Annotated in this window: 18 protein-coding genes; 7 read left to right on the plus strand and 11 right to left on the minus strand. The window is 40.4% G+C overall.

Annotation, left to right across the window (positions count from 1 at the left end):
- Positions 1-640 precede the first annotated feature (640 nt).
- A complete protein-coding gene (locus tag ACNAZ4_RS09065; protein ID WP_415813955.1) occupies positions 641-1894 on the plus strand; it encodes a cytochrome P450 in 1254 nt (417 codons plus the stop codon).
- Between the two features lie 85 nt (positions 1895-1979).
- Here ACNAZ4_RS09065 and ACNAZ4_RS09070 read toward each other — a convergent pair whose 3' ends face one another.
- Positions 1980-2405 (minus strand): ASCH domain-containing protein, encoded by a 426-nt coding sequence (locus ACNAZ4_RS09070; RefSeq protein ID WP_415814189.1) that lies wholly within the window; start codon positions 2403-2405, stop codon positions 1980-1982.
- Between the two features lie 241 nt (positions 2406-2646).
- Here ACNAZ4_RS09070 and ACNAZ4_RS09075 point away from each other — a divergent pair, with 241 nt between their 5' ends.
- On the plus strand, positions 2647-2808 hold the full coding sequence (locus ACNAZ4_RS09075) for a hypothetical protein (protein ID WP_415814202.1): 162 nt from the start codon (positions 2647-2649) through the stop codon (positions 2806-2808).
- Between the two features lie 117 nt (positions 2809-2925).
- A complete protein-coding gene (locus ACNAZ4_RS09080; protein WP_415813956.1) occupies positions 2926-3264 on the plus strand; it encodes a DsrE family protein in 339 nt (112 codons plus the stop codon).
- A gap of 75 nt (positions 3265-3339) precedes the next feature.
- Here the strand turns inward: ACNAZ4_RS09080 and ACNAZ4_RS09085 are convergent, their stop codons facing one another.
- Together ACNAZ4_RS09085 and ACNAZ4_RS09090 are read right to left on the minus strand one after the other, a co-directional pair.
- A complete protein-coding gene (locus tag ACNAZ4_RS09085) occupies positions 3340-3780 on the minus strand; it encodes a hypothetical protein (protein WP_415813958.1) in 441 nt (146 codons plus the stop codon).
- Positions 3781-4057: 277 nt separating this feature from the next.
- Positions 4058-5035 (minus strand): hypothetical protein, encoded by a 978-nt coding sequence (locus ACNAZ4_RS09090; RefSeq protein WP_415813959.1) that lies wholly within the window; start codon positions 5033-5035, stop codon positions 4058-4060.
- A gap of 478 nt (positions 5036-5513) precedes the next feature.
- Here ACNAZ4_RS09090 and ACNAZ4_RS09095 point away from each other — a divergent pair, with 478 nt between their 5' ends.
- Together ACNAZ4_RS09095 and ACNAZ4_RS09100 are read left to right on the plus strand one after the other, a co-directional pair.
- Complete coding sequence (locus ACNAZ4_RS09095; protein WP_415814190.1) at positions 5514-6578, plus strand: nitric oxide synthase oxygenase; 1065 nt, start codon at positions 5514-5516, stop codon at positions 6576-6578.
- Positions 6579-6870: 292 nt separating this feature from the next.
- A complete protein-coding gene (locus ACNAZ4_RS09100) occupies positions 6871-7197 on the plus strand; it encodes a hypothetical protein (RefSeq protein ID WP_415813960.1) in 327 nt (108 codons plus the stop codon).
- A gap of 241 nt (positions 7198-7438) precedes the next feature.
- Here ACNAZ4_RS09100 and ACNAZ4_RS09105 read toward each other — a convergent pair whose 3' ends face one another.
- The 7 genes from ACNAZ4_RS09105 to ACNAZ4_RS09135 all read right to left on the minus strand — a co-directional run bounded on the left by ACNAZ4_RS09105 (position 7439) and on the right by ACNAZ4_RS09135 (position 12868).
- Positions 7439-8326, minus strand: a complete 888-nt coding sequence (locus tag ACNAZ4_RS09105) for an RNA polymerase sigma-70 factor (RefSeq protein ID WP_415813961.1) — start codon at positions 8324-8326, stop codon at positions 7439-7441.
- A gap of 15 nt (positions 8327-8341) precedes the next feature.
- Entirely contained in the window at positions 8342-9502 is a 1161-nt protein-coding gene (locus ACNAZ4_RS09110; RefSeq protein ID WP_415813962.1) for an NAD(P)/FAD-dependent oxidoreductase, read from the minus strand.
- 175 nt (positions 9503-9677) lie between these two features.
- On the minus strand, positions 9678-10448 hold the full coding sequence (locus ACNAZ4_RS09115) for a hypothetical protein (RefSeq protein WP_415813963.1): 771 nt from the start codon (positions 10446-10448) through the stop codon (positions 9678-9680).
- Positions 10445-10945 (minus strand): RNA polymerase sigma factor, encoded by a 501-nt coding sequence (locus ACNAZ4_RS09120; protein WP_415813965.1) that lies wholly within the window; start codon positions 10943-10945, stop codon positions 10445-10447. Before ACNAZ4_RS09120 ends, ACNAZ4_RS09115 begins: the two co-directional genes overlap by 4 nt.
- A gap of 205 nt (positions 10946-11150) precedes the next feature.
- Positions 11151-11786 (minus strand): YczE/YyaS/YitT family protein, encoded by a 636-nt coding sequence (locus ACNAZ4_RS09125; protein ID WP_415813966.1) that lies wholly within the window; start codon positions 11784-11786, stop codon positions 11151-11153.
- A gap of 260 nt (positions 11787-12046) precedes the next feature.
- Positions 12047-12643 (minus strand): cysteine hydrolase family protein, encoded by a 597-nt coding sequence (locus tag ACNAZ4_RS09130; protein ID WP_415813967.1) that lies wholly within the window; start codon positions 12641-12643, stop codon positions 12047-12049.
- 27 nt (positions 12644-12670) lie between these two features.
- Complete coding sequence (locus tag ACNAZ4_RS09135) at positions 12671-12868, minus strand: DUF1272 domain-containing protein (RefSeq protein ID WP_415813969.1); 198 nt, start codon at positions 12866-12868, stop codon at positions 12671-12673.
- A 163-nt stretch (positions 12869-13031) separates the two neighbouring features.
- Here ACNAZ4_RS09135 and ACNAZ4_RS09140 point away from each other — a divergent pair, with 163 nt between their 5' ends.
- Together ACNAZ4_RS09140 and ACNAZ4_RS09145 are read left to right on the plus strand one after the other, a co-directional pair.
- Entirely contained in the window at positions 13032-13454 is a 423-nt protein-coding gene (locus ACNAZ4_RS09140) for an Lrp/AsnC family transcriptional regulator (protein ID WP_415813970.1), read from the plus strand.
- Positions 13455-13813: 359 nt separating this feature from the next.
- A complete protein-coding gene (locus ACNAZ4_RS09145; RefSeq protein WP_415813971.1) occupies positions 13814-14602 on the plus strand; it encodes an MBL fold metallo-hydrolase in 789 nt (262 codons plus the stop codon).
- A 241-nt stretch (positions 14603-14843) separates the two neighbouring features.
- Here ACNAZ4_RS09145 and ACNAZ4_RS09150 read toward each other — a convergent pair whose 3' ends face one another.
- Positions 14844-15614, minus strand: coding sequence for a FixH family protein (locus ACNAZ4_RS09150; RefSeq protein WP_415813972.1), 771 nt, complete (start codon positions 15612-15614; stop codon positions 14844-14846).
- Positions 15615-15642 lie beyond the last annotated feature (28 nt).

The raw sequence follows: 15642 nt of genomic DNA on the forward strand, positions 1-15642 counted from the left end.
TAACATTGTACAGAAGGCGGCGCTCACTGTGTAACGAAACATTATTCGGATCTGACCCGCTTCGAAAAAAGTACCCATCAATTCGTCTCTCTGAACAAAGCGAAAGGGAAGCAGTATTTTGCTTCCCTTTCATTTTGTCTTTGAACATAAAAATTAAGACAGATTAACCAAAATAATTAACAATACGGGAGCTTGAATCAAACCTAATAACAAATTTGCAAAGAAAAAACCAAAACATGGTTACTTTCTCTTTTACGATTAATAAATAACGTTTGTAACTGCATTTTATATCGGTAAACAGGCAATTTATATCAATTTTCCTGGACATGAAAGCCGTCCATTTGGTTTTAATAGCGACTTTTTTGTTTTTATAGCGAGTTTCTCATTTTTATAGCGACTTTTTCTGTTTTATAGCGAGTTTCTTATTTTTATAGCGACTTTTTCTGTTTTATAGCGAATTGGAAAAAACAGCTGATTTTTTCCAGCAAAATGAGAACAGTGGGACGTTTCTACCATTATTGTTACATACATACTTGCCCATTTTGCAAGACACAAGAAACGTCTCCATGTCTAGGTTCGTTTGGCTGCTTCAAGAAGTGGTATATAAAAAGGTGATTGTAATTTAAAGGGGGAACGACACATGACCGAACATAAGGATATGCCGAAAGAGACAGGCTTGATTGAGAACTTCCGCCTCCTCAGGGAAGGCTATGAATACATAATGAACCGGAGCGATAAGTTCGGCACTCCCGTTTTTGAAACGAATCTTTTAGGGGAAACCGGCATTTGTCTGATTGGAAAAGAAGCGGCGGAGATTTTTTATGACAATGACCGTTTCAAACGGGAAAATGCAGCTCCTAAACTCGCGCAAAAAACGTTATTTGGTGAAGGCGGCGTTCAAGGTCTGGACGGTGAGCATCACCTGAACAGAAAAGCCATGTTCATGTCCTTGATGTCAAAAGAGTCGCTTAATGAAGTCCAGGCAATTTTTGCTGAAAAGTGGGAGCGTTATAGCAAGAGTTGGGAAACGGAAGTGGAAATCGTCCTTTATGATGAAGTGAAAAAAATGCTGACGGAAACCGCCTTCGAATGGACGGGAGTTTCACTTCGAGATGACGAGTTGGAGGAATGGACAGACGAGCTGAGCGACATGTTCGAGGGTGCGGCGAATATCAGTTGGAAGCATTGGCAGGCACGTCGGTCCCGCTCAAAAGCAGAAGAATGGCTGGAAGCATTAGTGGAGAAGGTCCGCGCCCAAGAGATTCATCTCGATGAACAGCGTGCGCTTTATCAGTTTTCTTTTCATACAAATCCAACTGGAGAATTACTGGATCCATCCATTGTGGCGGTCGAACTCTTAAATTTACTGCGGCCAATTGTAGCAATCTCTGTCTATGTAGACTTCACTTCCCTGGCTGTTTATCAATATCCAGAGGAAGCCGCGAAAGTGAAAAAAGGCAAGGAAGAACAGCAGCGCTTCATTCAGGAAGTGCGGCGTTTTTATCCGTTTTTTCCTTTTGCAGCTGCCCGCGTGAAGCAGGACTTCGAATGGAACGGCTATATATTTGAAAAAGACACCCTTACGCTCCTGGATTTATACGGTACCAACCATCATCCGGAAGTATGGGAGCAGCCCGAGATATTTGCTCCTGACCGCTTCCTCTCATGGTCCGGCAGTCCGTTTGATTTCATCCCACAAGGCGGAGGAGAATATGACATTGGCCACCGCTGTGCCGGAGAGTGGATGACACTGGATCTTCTCAGGGTGGCGGTTGATTACTTAGTCAATCATTTAAGCTACACCATCCCGAAGCAGGACTTAAGCTACAGCTTGAACGATATTCCAAGTCTGCCTGAGAGTAAAATGAAGCTGGCCGACGTAAAAAGAATATAATTTACTTTGTGACAGTGAGAGACATGAAGCAACGCGGAATACCCTTTGACTTGAAAAAGTGCCTGTTCTTCAATGAACAGGCACTTTATACATCATACTCCCATAACCCAAGCCTTCCTTTGGCAGGAATGAAGCTCTCCAGCATCTTCATATTCCTGACTTCCCAGACAAACCCTCCCACTTGATAATCACCAAGGAAAAAGTCATTGCCTGACACGGTTCTGCCATCCTCCAGCACCGCCCACGTCTCATGGTTTTCCATCACCCTCAAACAATTTTCAAGCTGGCAGGTGGCAATGATCACGCCAGTTGGCAGCTCATCGGCCTTATACCCATGCTTTAAAAGCAGCGACTTGATCGCCACATGGCTGCAGACTGCCTTATCGACCTTTTTACTAGTATGGATCGCAAGCGGGCCGCGATACTTCGTACTCCATGATCTCGTCTCATATTGAGCCTCACGCAAAACAAACAGACTCGCCCAGGGCTGAATCATCGACAACACCTTCACCACTTCCACCCTCCGCCTCAGTTATTTATCTATAGCATATCCCGGCAATTCAGCAATAAAACAGGGACGGTCTTCTGAGGGTTCTTCTTCCATGATTATACCTTCCAAAAAAGAAATGGAATGGAGCAGTTTTCTCGCATATCCCCTTCCAAAATTTCTCAATAGCAAATGATTTAGTAGTATAATTGTTATATAAAGACAGCTAATAGTAAGCTGCATTTTTCATGAACCGGAGGCGTTGATGATGGATAATCAGTATTTTGTCGGTTGGGGTACCCTGGCATTAATTAATGCTGGACTTGCACAAGGTAAGAATCTGAAAGGGTTAGATTGGTTTTTACTTTCTCTTTTACTAGGTCCTTTAGCAACACTATTTTTGGTATTATCAGAAAAGAGAAGTTAGCCAGGAGGGTGAACATGATGAATAAAATTGCCCTTATGAATTTATAAAAAAATTACAAGGTACGTCCCGATGCTTTCAGAGTTTTTAAATTACATATTCCACTGGAGGTTAAAAAAAATGAAAAACAAAGTGATTTTATTGTCATCCGACCAGCTCGGAACAGGTGAACCAGGATTAGGTGAAGGACTGCTGGAAACGTTTTTCACGCTCCTGAAGCAACAAGAAGAACTGCCTGCCGCTGTTTTCTGCATGAACAGAGGTGTGTTCACGCTAACAGAAAGCTCGTTTGTGTCTCTTCAATTAAAAGAACTGGAAGAAAAGGGTTTAGAGGTATTAGCCTGCAAAACATGTGTAGACTATTATGAACTCAACGACAAACTCGCAGTCGGCAAAATCAGTGGAATGGCCGATTTCATAAAATTGGCCGCACAGTATGAAGTGTTGACATTGTCGTAAAACGAAAGAGAGGGACAGTCCTCAACTTCGATTGAAGTTTAGGACTGTCCTTCTGTTTGCCTGGAAATGTAGTCCTCATTCCTTTTTCAATAAATCTTGTTTATACTGAATCACGCTTAGCAGCTTCATTCCCCTGAGATCCGGGATCATGTTCTCCAATTCAGTTAGCACTTTTTCCTTCTTCCCATCATGGACCATTTCGTCTAATTCCAACAGCCTTTGGTAAAACGGATTCTTCACTTTTTCTTTATACTTCCTATACGATTCACGATCCCCCTGCTCAATCGCAATCCCAGCAAGGGAATACCACTTATACATATTATCCTTCAACCCTCTCGCCATCTCTTCCGCTTCCTCAAACTGCTCCCTTTTGACAAGCAGATTCACATGATTCAACTTTTGATAGAAAGGAGATTTAATTTTATTCAGCCTATCCTCCGCCTTCTCCAATTCATCATTGAAAAAATTATAATAAAATTGAAATTGCGGCTGCTTCGATTTTTTCAGAAAGATCATGATTTTCTCCGGATCCTTCTCAAAAAGAACAGGATAGAAACTTTTATACATAGAAACTAGGAAAATAACTGAATTGACCACAATAACTAGCCAAACCTGAGCTTGCATCAAACCTAATATCAAATTCACAAAAAATATTACGATAAAGAACCCAAACATGATAAACTCCCTCTTTGACTATTAATAAAAACAGTTTGCATTTTATATCGGTAGACAGGAGAAGAGCACAGGGACGCCTCTTTATTCTCCTTATGAAAATTCATGCTTACAAAGCTTGTTATAGGTTCTCCAATTCTGCAAGTTGGTCATGAATAACATTTACACATTGGCCAAGGGCCATTACGCCATTTATTTCATTTAGATACTTTACTTCAGCATCAGTGCCATATTGTTCATGACTCAAGTACGAAAGGGCCTCTATCGATTTTGGAATATTATACCCTATCTCTTGGGTAGGAAATGGGATTTGCCTTAATTCAGGATATTTCTCTCTTACTTCAGTTGATATCTGCTCCCTGATGCTATAAAGTTCTTCGCTTGATCCAGCAGCCACAGCATTGTTCAATCTTTCATACCAGGCTTGTATGTCATCATAGAACTCCCTCGATAGTTCAAGACCTACCTTCTGATTTGAATCCAGTTGCGCCGGAACGGTTTGGTTTACATAAATTGAACCATTAAGAAAATTGGAAATCATCAGGCTTGAATGGACCAATTCCATTGCTCTAAAATACTTAGTTGCTTCTTCAAGCGGGAGATAAGCATCGCCATCTTCATTTAATTGATAATGACTTATGTATGGATCTTCCATATTTGCTGAATATACATATTCTAGATTGTTCTCTTCGTCTTCATAATTTACAAGCGTGAACAACCCTTCATTCATGAAGCCTTCTCTAGAATTAGCCGACTTGGATTCAATTGTTCCAATTAAGACTTTATCTTTCAGCAAGGATTGGTCAAGGAAATAAATATTTGTTTTCACTCCATGCGTTTCTGGATCTTCTTCAAAAACAACATCTTCCCCTAATCGGTCGTCCAACTGAACAGTATATTTATAATCAGAATGCTGAAAAGATTTTTCCTCCTCTGCAGGCGTCTCTTCTTTTTCAACTTCATTTGTTTCAGTATTATTGGTCTCTGTTTTTTTAACTGTTTTAACTTCATTCTCCTGAGCTTCGTCTTGTTGCTTTGCCTGACTGCAGCCAGAGATAATTAGCAGCATGATAAATAGAGATAGCCTTATTATTTTCATTCCCATGTTCCTTTCTGTAATTTGATGTACTTCCATATAAGCATCGGGTAAAAATGTATTATTTTAATATTTTTCTATAATAAAAAAGAAAAGAAATGGTAATGAGATGGATAAACACGTACTTTTTTTACCTAAAGTAGTACTGTTTCTCCCCTTCTTTATAGATGAAGTGCCTGTTTTTGCCATGCTCATTTAACTAACCCGTATTTAACAAGAATGCAGCCAGATTGTTAAATAAGTTCTACAAAAAGGGGGGTAATCCTTCTTCACACGAAACAGTGGGACGGACCCTTCGCTTCCAAATTTCATTCACCAAAAAGAAGCAAACGTTCCCATGCTCCCGTTAATGGCTTGTTGCCAATTTAGTGACATGAGAATCAACCCATATCCCACTTTAATTTATTGATCATGCAGCCTTATGCTAAAATAATTTCGAGATCGGTAACAGGAGGATACAGGCTTGGTTAATCAATTAGTCATGGAAGCGGAAAGATTTATACGGAACTGTTATGGAGAACTTCAAAAAACGGATCAGGAAATCGAAACAAGGATTCATCTAATAAAGCAGGAGATTTCTCAAACTGGGACTTATGAGCATACTTTTGAGGAACTTGAACATGGCGCGAAAATGGCATGGAGGAATAGCAACCGCTGCATTGGCCGTCTTTTTTGGGACAGCTTGACGGTGTTTGATGCACGAGGTCTGCAAGACGAAGACAAAATAAAGGATGCCCTGTTCCATCATATAGAATTTGCAACGAATCAAGGGAGGATTAGACCGGCAATCACCATTTTCAAGCAAAAGAAGAACGAGAAGGCTTCTGTCCGGATCTGGAACCATCAGCTCGTACGGTATGCCGGTTATGAAACGGAGTTTGGTATCATCGGTGATTCAAGCTCTATTGATTTTACAAAAGAGTGTGAACAACTAGGCTGGGCAGGGACTGGTACAGATTTTGATGTCCTCCCCTTGGTTATTCAAGTCGACAGCAAGCCGCCAAAATGCTACACCATACCCGAAAGCTTAGTGCTTGAGGTCCCGTTGCGCCATGAGGAGTTTAAATGGTTCGAGGATTTAGGATTAAAATGGTATGCCGTTCCGTTCATATCCGATATGAAGCTGGAAATTGGCGGAATAGAATATTCAGCAGCCCCATTCAACGGCTGGTACATGGGAACAGAAATAGGGGCACGAAACCTGGCAGATGAAAACCGCTACAATCTATTGCCAAGAATCGCAGATCAAATGGGGTTGAATACGAAGAAAAACGCTTCCTTATGGAAAGACCGCGCCCTTGTTGAACTGAATACTAGCGTCCTCTATTCATTCAATGAAGACAGAGTCGCAATTGTCGATCACCATACTGCTGGAATGCAGTTTAAGGTTTTTGAAGAGAAGGAAAAGGGCGCTGGAAGGTATTTGACCGGGGACTGGACATGGCTGATTCCGCCGGTATCTCCTGCTACTACGCATATTTTCCATAAATCCTATGACAACGAAATCGTAAAGCCTAATTATTTTTATCAGGAGAAGCCCCATTAATAAGTTAAAGGGACCAATTTGAGACAGTGGGACGGTTCTACCGTCTCTGATATTTACATGTTTTCACCTTTTGTGAGACACGAGAACCGTCCCATTGTCTAAAAAGCTTAATTTCCACTCAAGGTCAGTGAGCTAAAAACACCTTCGTTTCACTATAATACCTATCATTTAAGAAACACAGGTTACATCCCCATTTATACAAAAATGATAAATCCAACTATCATACAAGCCCTCTCCTTTATTGGTTAATAGAATAGGATGTATTAAATCTAAGGATGGGAGGTGAATGATAATGGCACAAAAAATCTTCAATAACCGCAGCGCTGCGACTCTGCAGATTGGTCTTCTGGTACGTCAAGGTGCGGATCCGGCCAACTTTGATGGAGTAGTCTATTTTACACTTCGTCCAGGAGAAACGAGGACAGTCACTTATGGCAACCAACAAAACGTGTTCCTGAACGGTGTCGTGATTTCTACGAATTTCAATGGGGATATCTATTCTAAAACACAAATCGTAACAGTAAGAGGAAGCCAGCTCGATAATCTTTTAAACACAAATAGTATTATCGACATCCTACCAATTTCAAGTGACTATGTAATGTTTGCACGTAATTCCTAATTCCTCTTGGAATTAGGTAGGTCCCCTGCCGCACTCATCCCTTATTGGGAAGGGTGCGGTTTTAGTAGATTTGAAATATCAACTTCGCACCAATGTTTGGATACAGAGGGATAGTTCCGGAAGCAGAGGGACGTACCTTTTGCTTACATATATCAATCACGAAAAGGGAGCAAGAGTTACTCCCCCTTGCTCCTGAAAAAGTACCATTGCCTCAGCCGAACTCCCTCCGATTTCCTCATTTTTAAAAGGCCGGAAGTGGCACATGCTTAAGTTTATCAGGATTTCTGACTATATAGATGTTTGTTATTTGGCCTTTTTTGACATGAAAACTAAAAACGGTTTTGACATTGTCCTCTCCCACTATTAAGAATCCGATTCCACCGTTAATATTCAATTCTTTAACTAGTGGTGGTTTCTCTGCTTTTTGAGTTTGCGCCAATAGTTTTGCTAGGAATCGGACAACAAGGTTCTTAGAATGGATTGGCTTTAAGGCTGCATATACTTTTCCGCCCCCATCCGAATACAGGGTAACGTCTTTATACAGCAACTCCTCAATCTTCTGGGTGTTTCCTTCGTGTAAGGCTAGTGCGAATGATTGGATCACTTCATTGTTTCTTGAAACCGGAGCTTTTTCCTGCTCTTCATTTAGTAATGAGAACTTACTCTTCACCCTGCTGAATACTTTTCTGCAGCTAGGTTCACTTCGGCCTAATACTTTAGAAATTGTCGAATAATCATATTCCAGTACTTCCCTGAGGATGAAAACAGCTCGCTCAACAGGTTTCAGGGTTTCCAGCAGAAGAAGAAATGCAAAGGATACAGCTTCTCCGTTCATCACCTCAGAAACAGGATCGTTTTCTTCTAAAACCAAAGGCTCAGGCAGCCAGGGGCCAATATAAACTTCCCGCTTGTGCCTGGCTGATTTTAAATGGTCAATACATTTATTTGTGACCATTTTACAAAGATATGCCTTTTTATTTTCTACGTGTTCCAATTTTTTCACACTGGCCTGAACATAGACGTCATGGACGATATCCTCTGCATCTGAAACGGTCCCGAGCATCCTGTAAGCAATGGTAAAAAGTAAAGGCTGAAACTGTGAATAAAGTTCCTGTATATCTCTCCCCATGCATTTCCCCCTGACTCAACGGTTTATACTGGACATGCTCCAGGTATACTCTCTGATTCTTTCTGCCACTTTACCTGAAAGAACAAAATCCATTCCCCATTTCTTAGCCCATACCACTCCATCCGTTGGACCCAGTCCTATACAAAGCAAATCAGGGTAAGTCTGATGGGGGGCTGCTGTCGAGCCATCAAGATCGGCTTTCATTATTTTGCTAAGCCTTTTCGCCTGAGAAATGGCTTCTTTACAGCTCATCGCGGCAGCCGCTCCACTCATGGGGTCGACAACATGGACGCAGTCCCCAATTGCATAAATGTTCCTTTCGCTTGCGTGATACCATGCATCCACTTTTATCTTTCCATCTTGCGTTAGACTAAGACCTAATTTACAAAGATCAGGGTGAGACTTCAATCCGATCGTCCAAATACAAACATCGGCATCAAGAGAGGACCTGTCGGAGAAATATAGTTGATTATCGGTAAACCTCTCTGCTTTTTTATGATGCAGCACGTGAATTCCGTGTTTCCTTAGCCTGCTCTCGATCCGTTCACCGACTTTCTCGGGAGCATCATTTACTAGTCTCTGTTTATCATTTATAAGGTATATTTCAATGCTCTTCTGTTTATTCCCTGCTTTTTCTGCTTCCTCTTTAAGCCACGTCCCTACTTCGGCCGCCGTTTCAATCCCGGTAATCCCGCTTCCCGCTATCACCACTCGAAGGTTGATGTCAGGTGACTGCAGCTTCCTCAGCAGTTGCTCTCGGATGTTGTTGGCACTTTCAAGACTCGTCAAGCTGAAGCCACCGCAATCTGAATCAGCCTCTCGTACTACACTTCCCATGGCCAGCACTAACTGATCATAGTAAAGTTCATCAAACGACCCATCCTGCAAGGCAATGCGGATGGTTTGCTTCTTAGCATCGATCTTGGCTAACTCACCCTGTATGAATTCAATAGCCGTGCCGCAATAATCCTTTAGTGGTACAGATAAATCCGCCACTTTATCATTAACTATCCCCTTAAATAATTTAACCTTTTTAAAATGGAACGAATTTTTATCAATCAGAATGACCCTCATATTCTCCCTTAACTCCCAATGAAAGTCTTTCTTAATTGCTTCGATTAGATTAACCCCCGAATACCCGCCGCCTATTACAATGATCGTTTTCTTATTTGCCATTGCATTCGTCTCCTTTTCAACCGTCTTAATCACAAGACGATTAAGGAATACGATTTGTGACTCACCCGACACATCGTAAGGGGGTGGTGTCCCGTAAAGTTAATGAATGATTATTCCTCGCCTTTTTCTTCTGTTCGGCCTGATTTAGTCTTCATTAATCATTTTTCACTGTCTTTTATTCTGCATTTTGCGGTTGAAGAGGATTGGTTTCTAATATTTTCTCTACTTCTTCATACCCCTCTGGAAATGCATAGTTATATCGAGCTGGAAGTGCAAAAACATACTTATTATTTTGTCCCAGGATTGATGGGCCAACAGGTGCTGCCCCAATATGAAATTCTCCCTTTTCAAGTAAGGTCCACTGATTAAGTGTAAAAATCATGATTGGGATATCTTGTTTCGGTTTTTCCTCCGTCCATTCAGGATGTCTAATTGTAAGCGTTTGACCAGTTTCAATTATTTGTTGATCAGCAGAAATACCTTCCCAGGAATCAGATACAATCTTGTAACCCTCCCAACTTTTTGGAAGCTCAAAGGTGAATCCATATTCAGCATTTTTATAAAGAATTGTGTCCGTTACTTCATCATTAGGTTCGTTCTGATCTATAGGATCTTTATCATCATTAACTGGGGTTTCATCTATTGGAGGAGGTTCCTTGATTTGTTGCCCTTGTTCATTTGAATCAGGACTTGAAGGACGTTCTTCATTAAACGGACTAATAAGAATGGCGAATAACAGTATAGCAGCAACACTCGCTAAACCCGCCGTAAGCCTTTTCATGACCGCAGCTCTCCTTTTTGTCTTCTTATTATTTGACCTTGCGTATTGCAGCAGATTTTCATGAATCATTTCTTGTGTATCTTTAGTAAACTTTTTATCAAAATCAGGTTCAGGTAATGATCTGATTTTCCGCTCTAAATCATTAAATTTCTCATGGTCTTTCATAATGAAAATCCTCCTTCGCTTTTTTGCAGGGTCTTTAACGCACGATGGTAGGTAATACGGACCTTATTTTCAGTCCAATTTAAAATGGATGCTGTTTCAGATACAGAAAGTTCTTTAATCCCTCTAAGGATGATGACGTCCCGATAATTTGCTTTAAGCGATTGGACTGCTTGATAAAGCAATCTGTTATTTTCATTAAGTTGGAGGATTTCCTCAGGCGTTGCCTTATCTGGTTGCTCATCCCAGAACCTGATCATTTGCTTCACCCTAAGACGCTTCCTTTTTCTAATTTCATCGATCCCCACATGGCGCGCAATCGAAAAAAGCCAGGTTTTAGGACTTGATTTCCCCTGATACGTATCAAATCCTTTAATTGCCCGGATAAAAACTTCCTGCACAAGATCATCCACATCACTTGACCCGATATAATAAACTAAAAAATGGTATATTTCCTTGTTGTACAAGTAAAACCACTCTGAAATTTTGCTGCTAATCATCAGCTGGTCAACTCCATTTTCCCATCAATTTTTTATACTTATAAATTAGTCGAATACGTACAGCATTTATTTCACTTATTACCGTTATTTTTAAGAATTATTTTTAATTAGTTTAAAATGAAAATGAATGTCCCACGCTAAACTTTCTGAAAGATAAATAAAAAAAGCAACGGAACTTATTCTCCATTACTTTTGTGTTGATTTATTACATAGAAATCACTTTTTTGGTTGTTGCCCCAGATAACTTTTCAACCCATACAGTACACACCTTATAGGAAGCCTGGAAAATTGGACTCTGGATAAAGGTATAAATAAAGGTAAAAATAAAGACCGGCCCGCCCAGTAATAGGGCAACCACCAGCACGATACTCTCCACAATTATTCGCACCCTGCTGATTGAATACCCGAACTTAACTGAAATCGCAAGCATAAACCCGTCCCTTGGCCCCGATCCGATTCGAGCAGCATTATACATGCCGCCTCCAATACCCATGATGACCACACCAAGCAGCAATACCAAAACATCAAATATGAGCGTGGAAGCCTGGGGCAAAACATCCAGCCAGAGAAAAAAGTCAACCATCGTCCCAACCATCACCGCATTGATAAAAGTACCAATATTAACAAAAGTACGATCAATCAAAAGCGATACAAGAACCAACACGACACCAAAAAGCACACTCCATGTTCCAATCGTTAACCCAAACTTATCATAAAGTGCAATATTCAATACATCCCAGGGGTGGACCCCTAAGTACTTAACCTTGATTGCTACGGCTATACCGTAACTAAAAAGGATAAGACCAATTATAAAAAAGGGGATTTGTATTTTCAGGTTCATTTTATCACTTCATTTCTTTTAACTTGGTTAATGAACTAAGTTTAAATCAAGACGGAAAGCATTTGAAGCAAAAATTTCCATAATTAGAGAACGAGATTAAAATACAAGTGGCAGCATGGCAACAGACAGTGAGGCACATGGGAACAAATTTCACGTTCCGATAATTCCTGTTACCTGGTTATTAATTTACAGAAAAAACTCCACCTGTATGTCTTTTATCAAATTTAAAGGGAAGCATTATTTAGCTCCCCTTTGGTCATTCACCTTATATTGCGACTCCCAAATGGGACAAGCGACCTGTCCCTATGTCCGAAATGAGCAATCAGTTGTTCTGTTGAGAGTATGGTTGCGAATTCCTCTTGAAGGGTAGCAAGAGATACATCATGGACTTCTTCTGCTGAAAAATGTTTACCATTATGGTCATAAAGTTCAAAAGCAGCGATTGCGTCTGAGACAAGATAAGTTTTGAAACCTAAGTTCCCACTCATTCTAGTAGTCGTAGATACACAATGTGGTGTGGTGAGTCCGGTGATCACCACGGTGTTGAGTTCATTCGTCCTTAAGATATCCTCTAGGTCGGTTCCAATAAACGCACTGTTCACCGTTTTTGTTAAGACTACCTCATTATCCAGCGGCTCAACGATTTTCTTGATTTTGTAACCTTCCCCGCTTGGATGAAAAACAGATTGTGGTTTCTCATTCATATGCTGAATAAATATGACCTTCCAACCGTTTACTCTCCAAAAATCTAATAATTTCGCGATATTCTCTTCAGCCTCAGGATTATTTCTTTCTCCCCATTTTTCATCTTCAAATGCTTTCTGGACATCAACAACGATTAACGCTTTGTCTTCCATTAGAACACCTCCTGATATTTGTTTCGATTATAAAGAGCAGCTGATGACAGCCCCTGTCTTTCTCGGTCTTTTTACAAGTTCTCCTCCACAGTTGGGGCAGGTATGTCCCATATCTTCTGCACAGCCTTGGCAGAAGGTACATTCATGCACACAAATATAAGCTATTTCGATTTCTTGGATAGTTTTCGTGCACTTTTCACACTCTGTTTTCATTAATAAAGCCATAAATTATTCCCTCCTGAATTTTACATATTTTTCTTGTTTCTAAATAATATTTTATTTTACCCATTGCATTTCTTACATGAATTAATTACTGTATTTTACATAAATAGCTTAATATTTATTGTATTTCACTCGTTTTACCTAATAATTAAAAGAGGTGTTAATTATGGACGAAATCGACTATGATATCATTTTTCATTTGCAGGAGAATGCTCGTATTTCATTTACAGAGTTAGGAAAGAAAGTTGGATTATCTACTCCAGCAGTTAATGAAAGGGTAAAAAAGTTAGAAGATAAAGGGGTAATCGAGGGTTACAGAGCGGTGATCAATGCTGAAAAAATTAAAAAACCAATCATGGCCATCATCCTCTATGCCAATACAAAATGTGACCAGTTCATACAGTTCTGCATAAATCACCCAGAGGTAATGGAATGTCACCGCCTTGCAGGGCAATACAATTTTGTTGTGAAATTAATAACAAGCTCGGTTCAAACCTTAGAATCTTTTATTGATGAATCAATGAAATATGGTCAGCCCTCTACATTGATCAGGTTGTCTTCACCTGTAAAGAACAAATCGATAAGCTAGCTGGAATGTTGGGAGGGAATGAATCATGGAACACAGGGACGGATGGAAATGGGGACTGTTCTTGTGTCCCGAAAATCCTGTTTCCTGTTATTAAATTTCAGAAAGGATCCCACCTGCATGTCTCTAATCATAAAGGGAAGCATTATTTAACTTCCCTTTGGTTATTCAATCACCATTCAGCTATTTCGACTCCCGAGTGGAACACCAAGTCTCATCGAACCGAAATTAAGATAGTTTAATATTCTATTCAACTCAATTTGAGTTATAGTTAGCGTAATAGAAGATTTAACAATGAGGGCGTGATGAATTTGCTGCTGAAAAAAAGTGCATCGAAAGGCGAGAAGAGTGGAGTTACCTTTATGAATGGAAAAGTTCGTTTTCAGGGTGTCTCCTTAAATGTCTATAGTTTTGCCGTAGATGGAATTTTAATCGATACTGGCGCACAATCCTTGAAAAAGTACTTTGAAGCCTTCATCGATGAGGTGGATTTTCATCAGGTAATGCTGACTCATTTTCATGAAGACCATACAGGCTGTGCCGCCTATGCCGCAAAATCAACACAGCACCCCATCTATCTAAATCAGAAGTCTATTCAGTCTTGCAGCCAGAAGGCGGATTATCCCTTATACCGACAGCTTTTCTGGGGTCGAAGAAAGCCATTCCTTGCTGAACCGATTCCTGAAACATTCACTTCCAACACCGCTACCTGGGATGCAATCGATACCCCCGGCCATGCGCATGACCATAAGGTATTTTTAAGCAGGGAAACAGGTCAATTGTTTACAGGTGATTTATTTGTTCAGGAACGCACCAAGGTGGTGATGACAGAAGAAAGCATCCCACAAATCACCGACTCCTTACAGCGGGTATTAACCTATGACTTCGAGGAGATTTTTTGCAGTCATGCAGGTTACGTAGAAAATGGACGTGTTGCTCTAAGCCGCAAGCTCGATTACCTGCTGTCCATCCAACATGACGTCATCACGCTCCATGAAAAAGGTGAATCTGCCCATGAAATCTGTAAAAAACTCTTCCCCAAAAAGTACCCGATCATAAAGTTTTCCGGAGGCGAGTGGGACTCCCGCCATATTGTCAGTTCCATTTTACGCGGACAGCCTAAAAGAGAGAATAAGGATTATTACAATTGAGACCGTGTTAATATGTCTTTTTTATTATGTCAGACAGGCTGGATAATGGATGTATATTGATACGGTTCGCCTACTCATTGCTGTTTCCTATTGAAATCCTAAAAGTAGAATCAAATACATCTGCTTTAAGGATATCAGCCTCTCCCACCACAGAAGCCAACTGTTGGTCGTTCTTTAAGTTCAACAATAAAGAGCGTTAATCCTGAATCAACGCTCTGATGGCTTATCTCTTTGCTGTTTACTAATTCACTGTAATAACTTCCTCTTTATGGTCGTGAATCTCACCCTTTTCAACATGAACCTTAATATGATAAGTGCCTGATTTCGGGAAAACTTTTTCATAAATATAGACACCATTTTCTTTTTCAGCCGCCTCGACAAATTCATGGACGGAATCCTCGCCATGCCAAATCTCGAATCGGACTGCTGCGTCTGTTAAAGGCTGATTTTCGTTTTTAATTTGAGCTGATAAATTCACTTTTTGATCCACTTTGAAATCTTGGTTAGTATCCAGGTCAATTGATACATGACTATGATGGTGGTTACCTTCTGTTGTTTCCCCATTCTCGTGGGAGTCTTTAGTGTCACTATGATGATGCTCTGTTTCACTGCCAGTTCCAGCAGGATTTCCCACTGTTATTTTTTCACTTGGCATATTATGCATCGACCTTGCCGTAACATGAGCCGTTACCATATACTCCCCATCTTCTTTAAAGGTTTTCTTTATTTCATACATACCTTTTCCTTGATGAGTTGCCTTAATCATTTCCGAATCCTCGTCCCCAACTTTGCGAACTTCGAATTTGACTTCATCAGCATCTTCCACTTTTTCCTCACCTTGTGTGACCTCCGCTGCCAGAACGACTTCGTTACCTGGAAGAATATCTTCTGGAGCAATAAGGTCAACTTCCAATAATTCAGGTTCTTCCTCTTTGTTTACACCTGATTCTGAATTGGAGCATCCTGTCATCATAATAAATAGGGTAATAAATAGGATCAGAAATTTTTTCATTTAAAAACACTCCGTTCAATCGATTTGT

This window comes from Mesobacillus thioparans (assembly GCF_965138835.1).
Classification (GTDB): Bacteria; Bacillota; Bacilli; order Bacillales; family Cytobacillaceae; genus Mesobacillus; species Mesobacillus thioparans.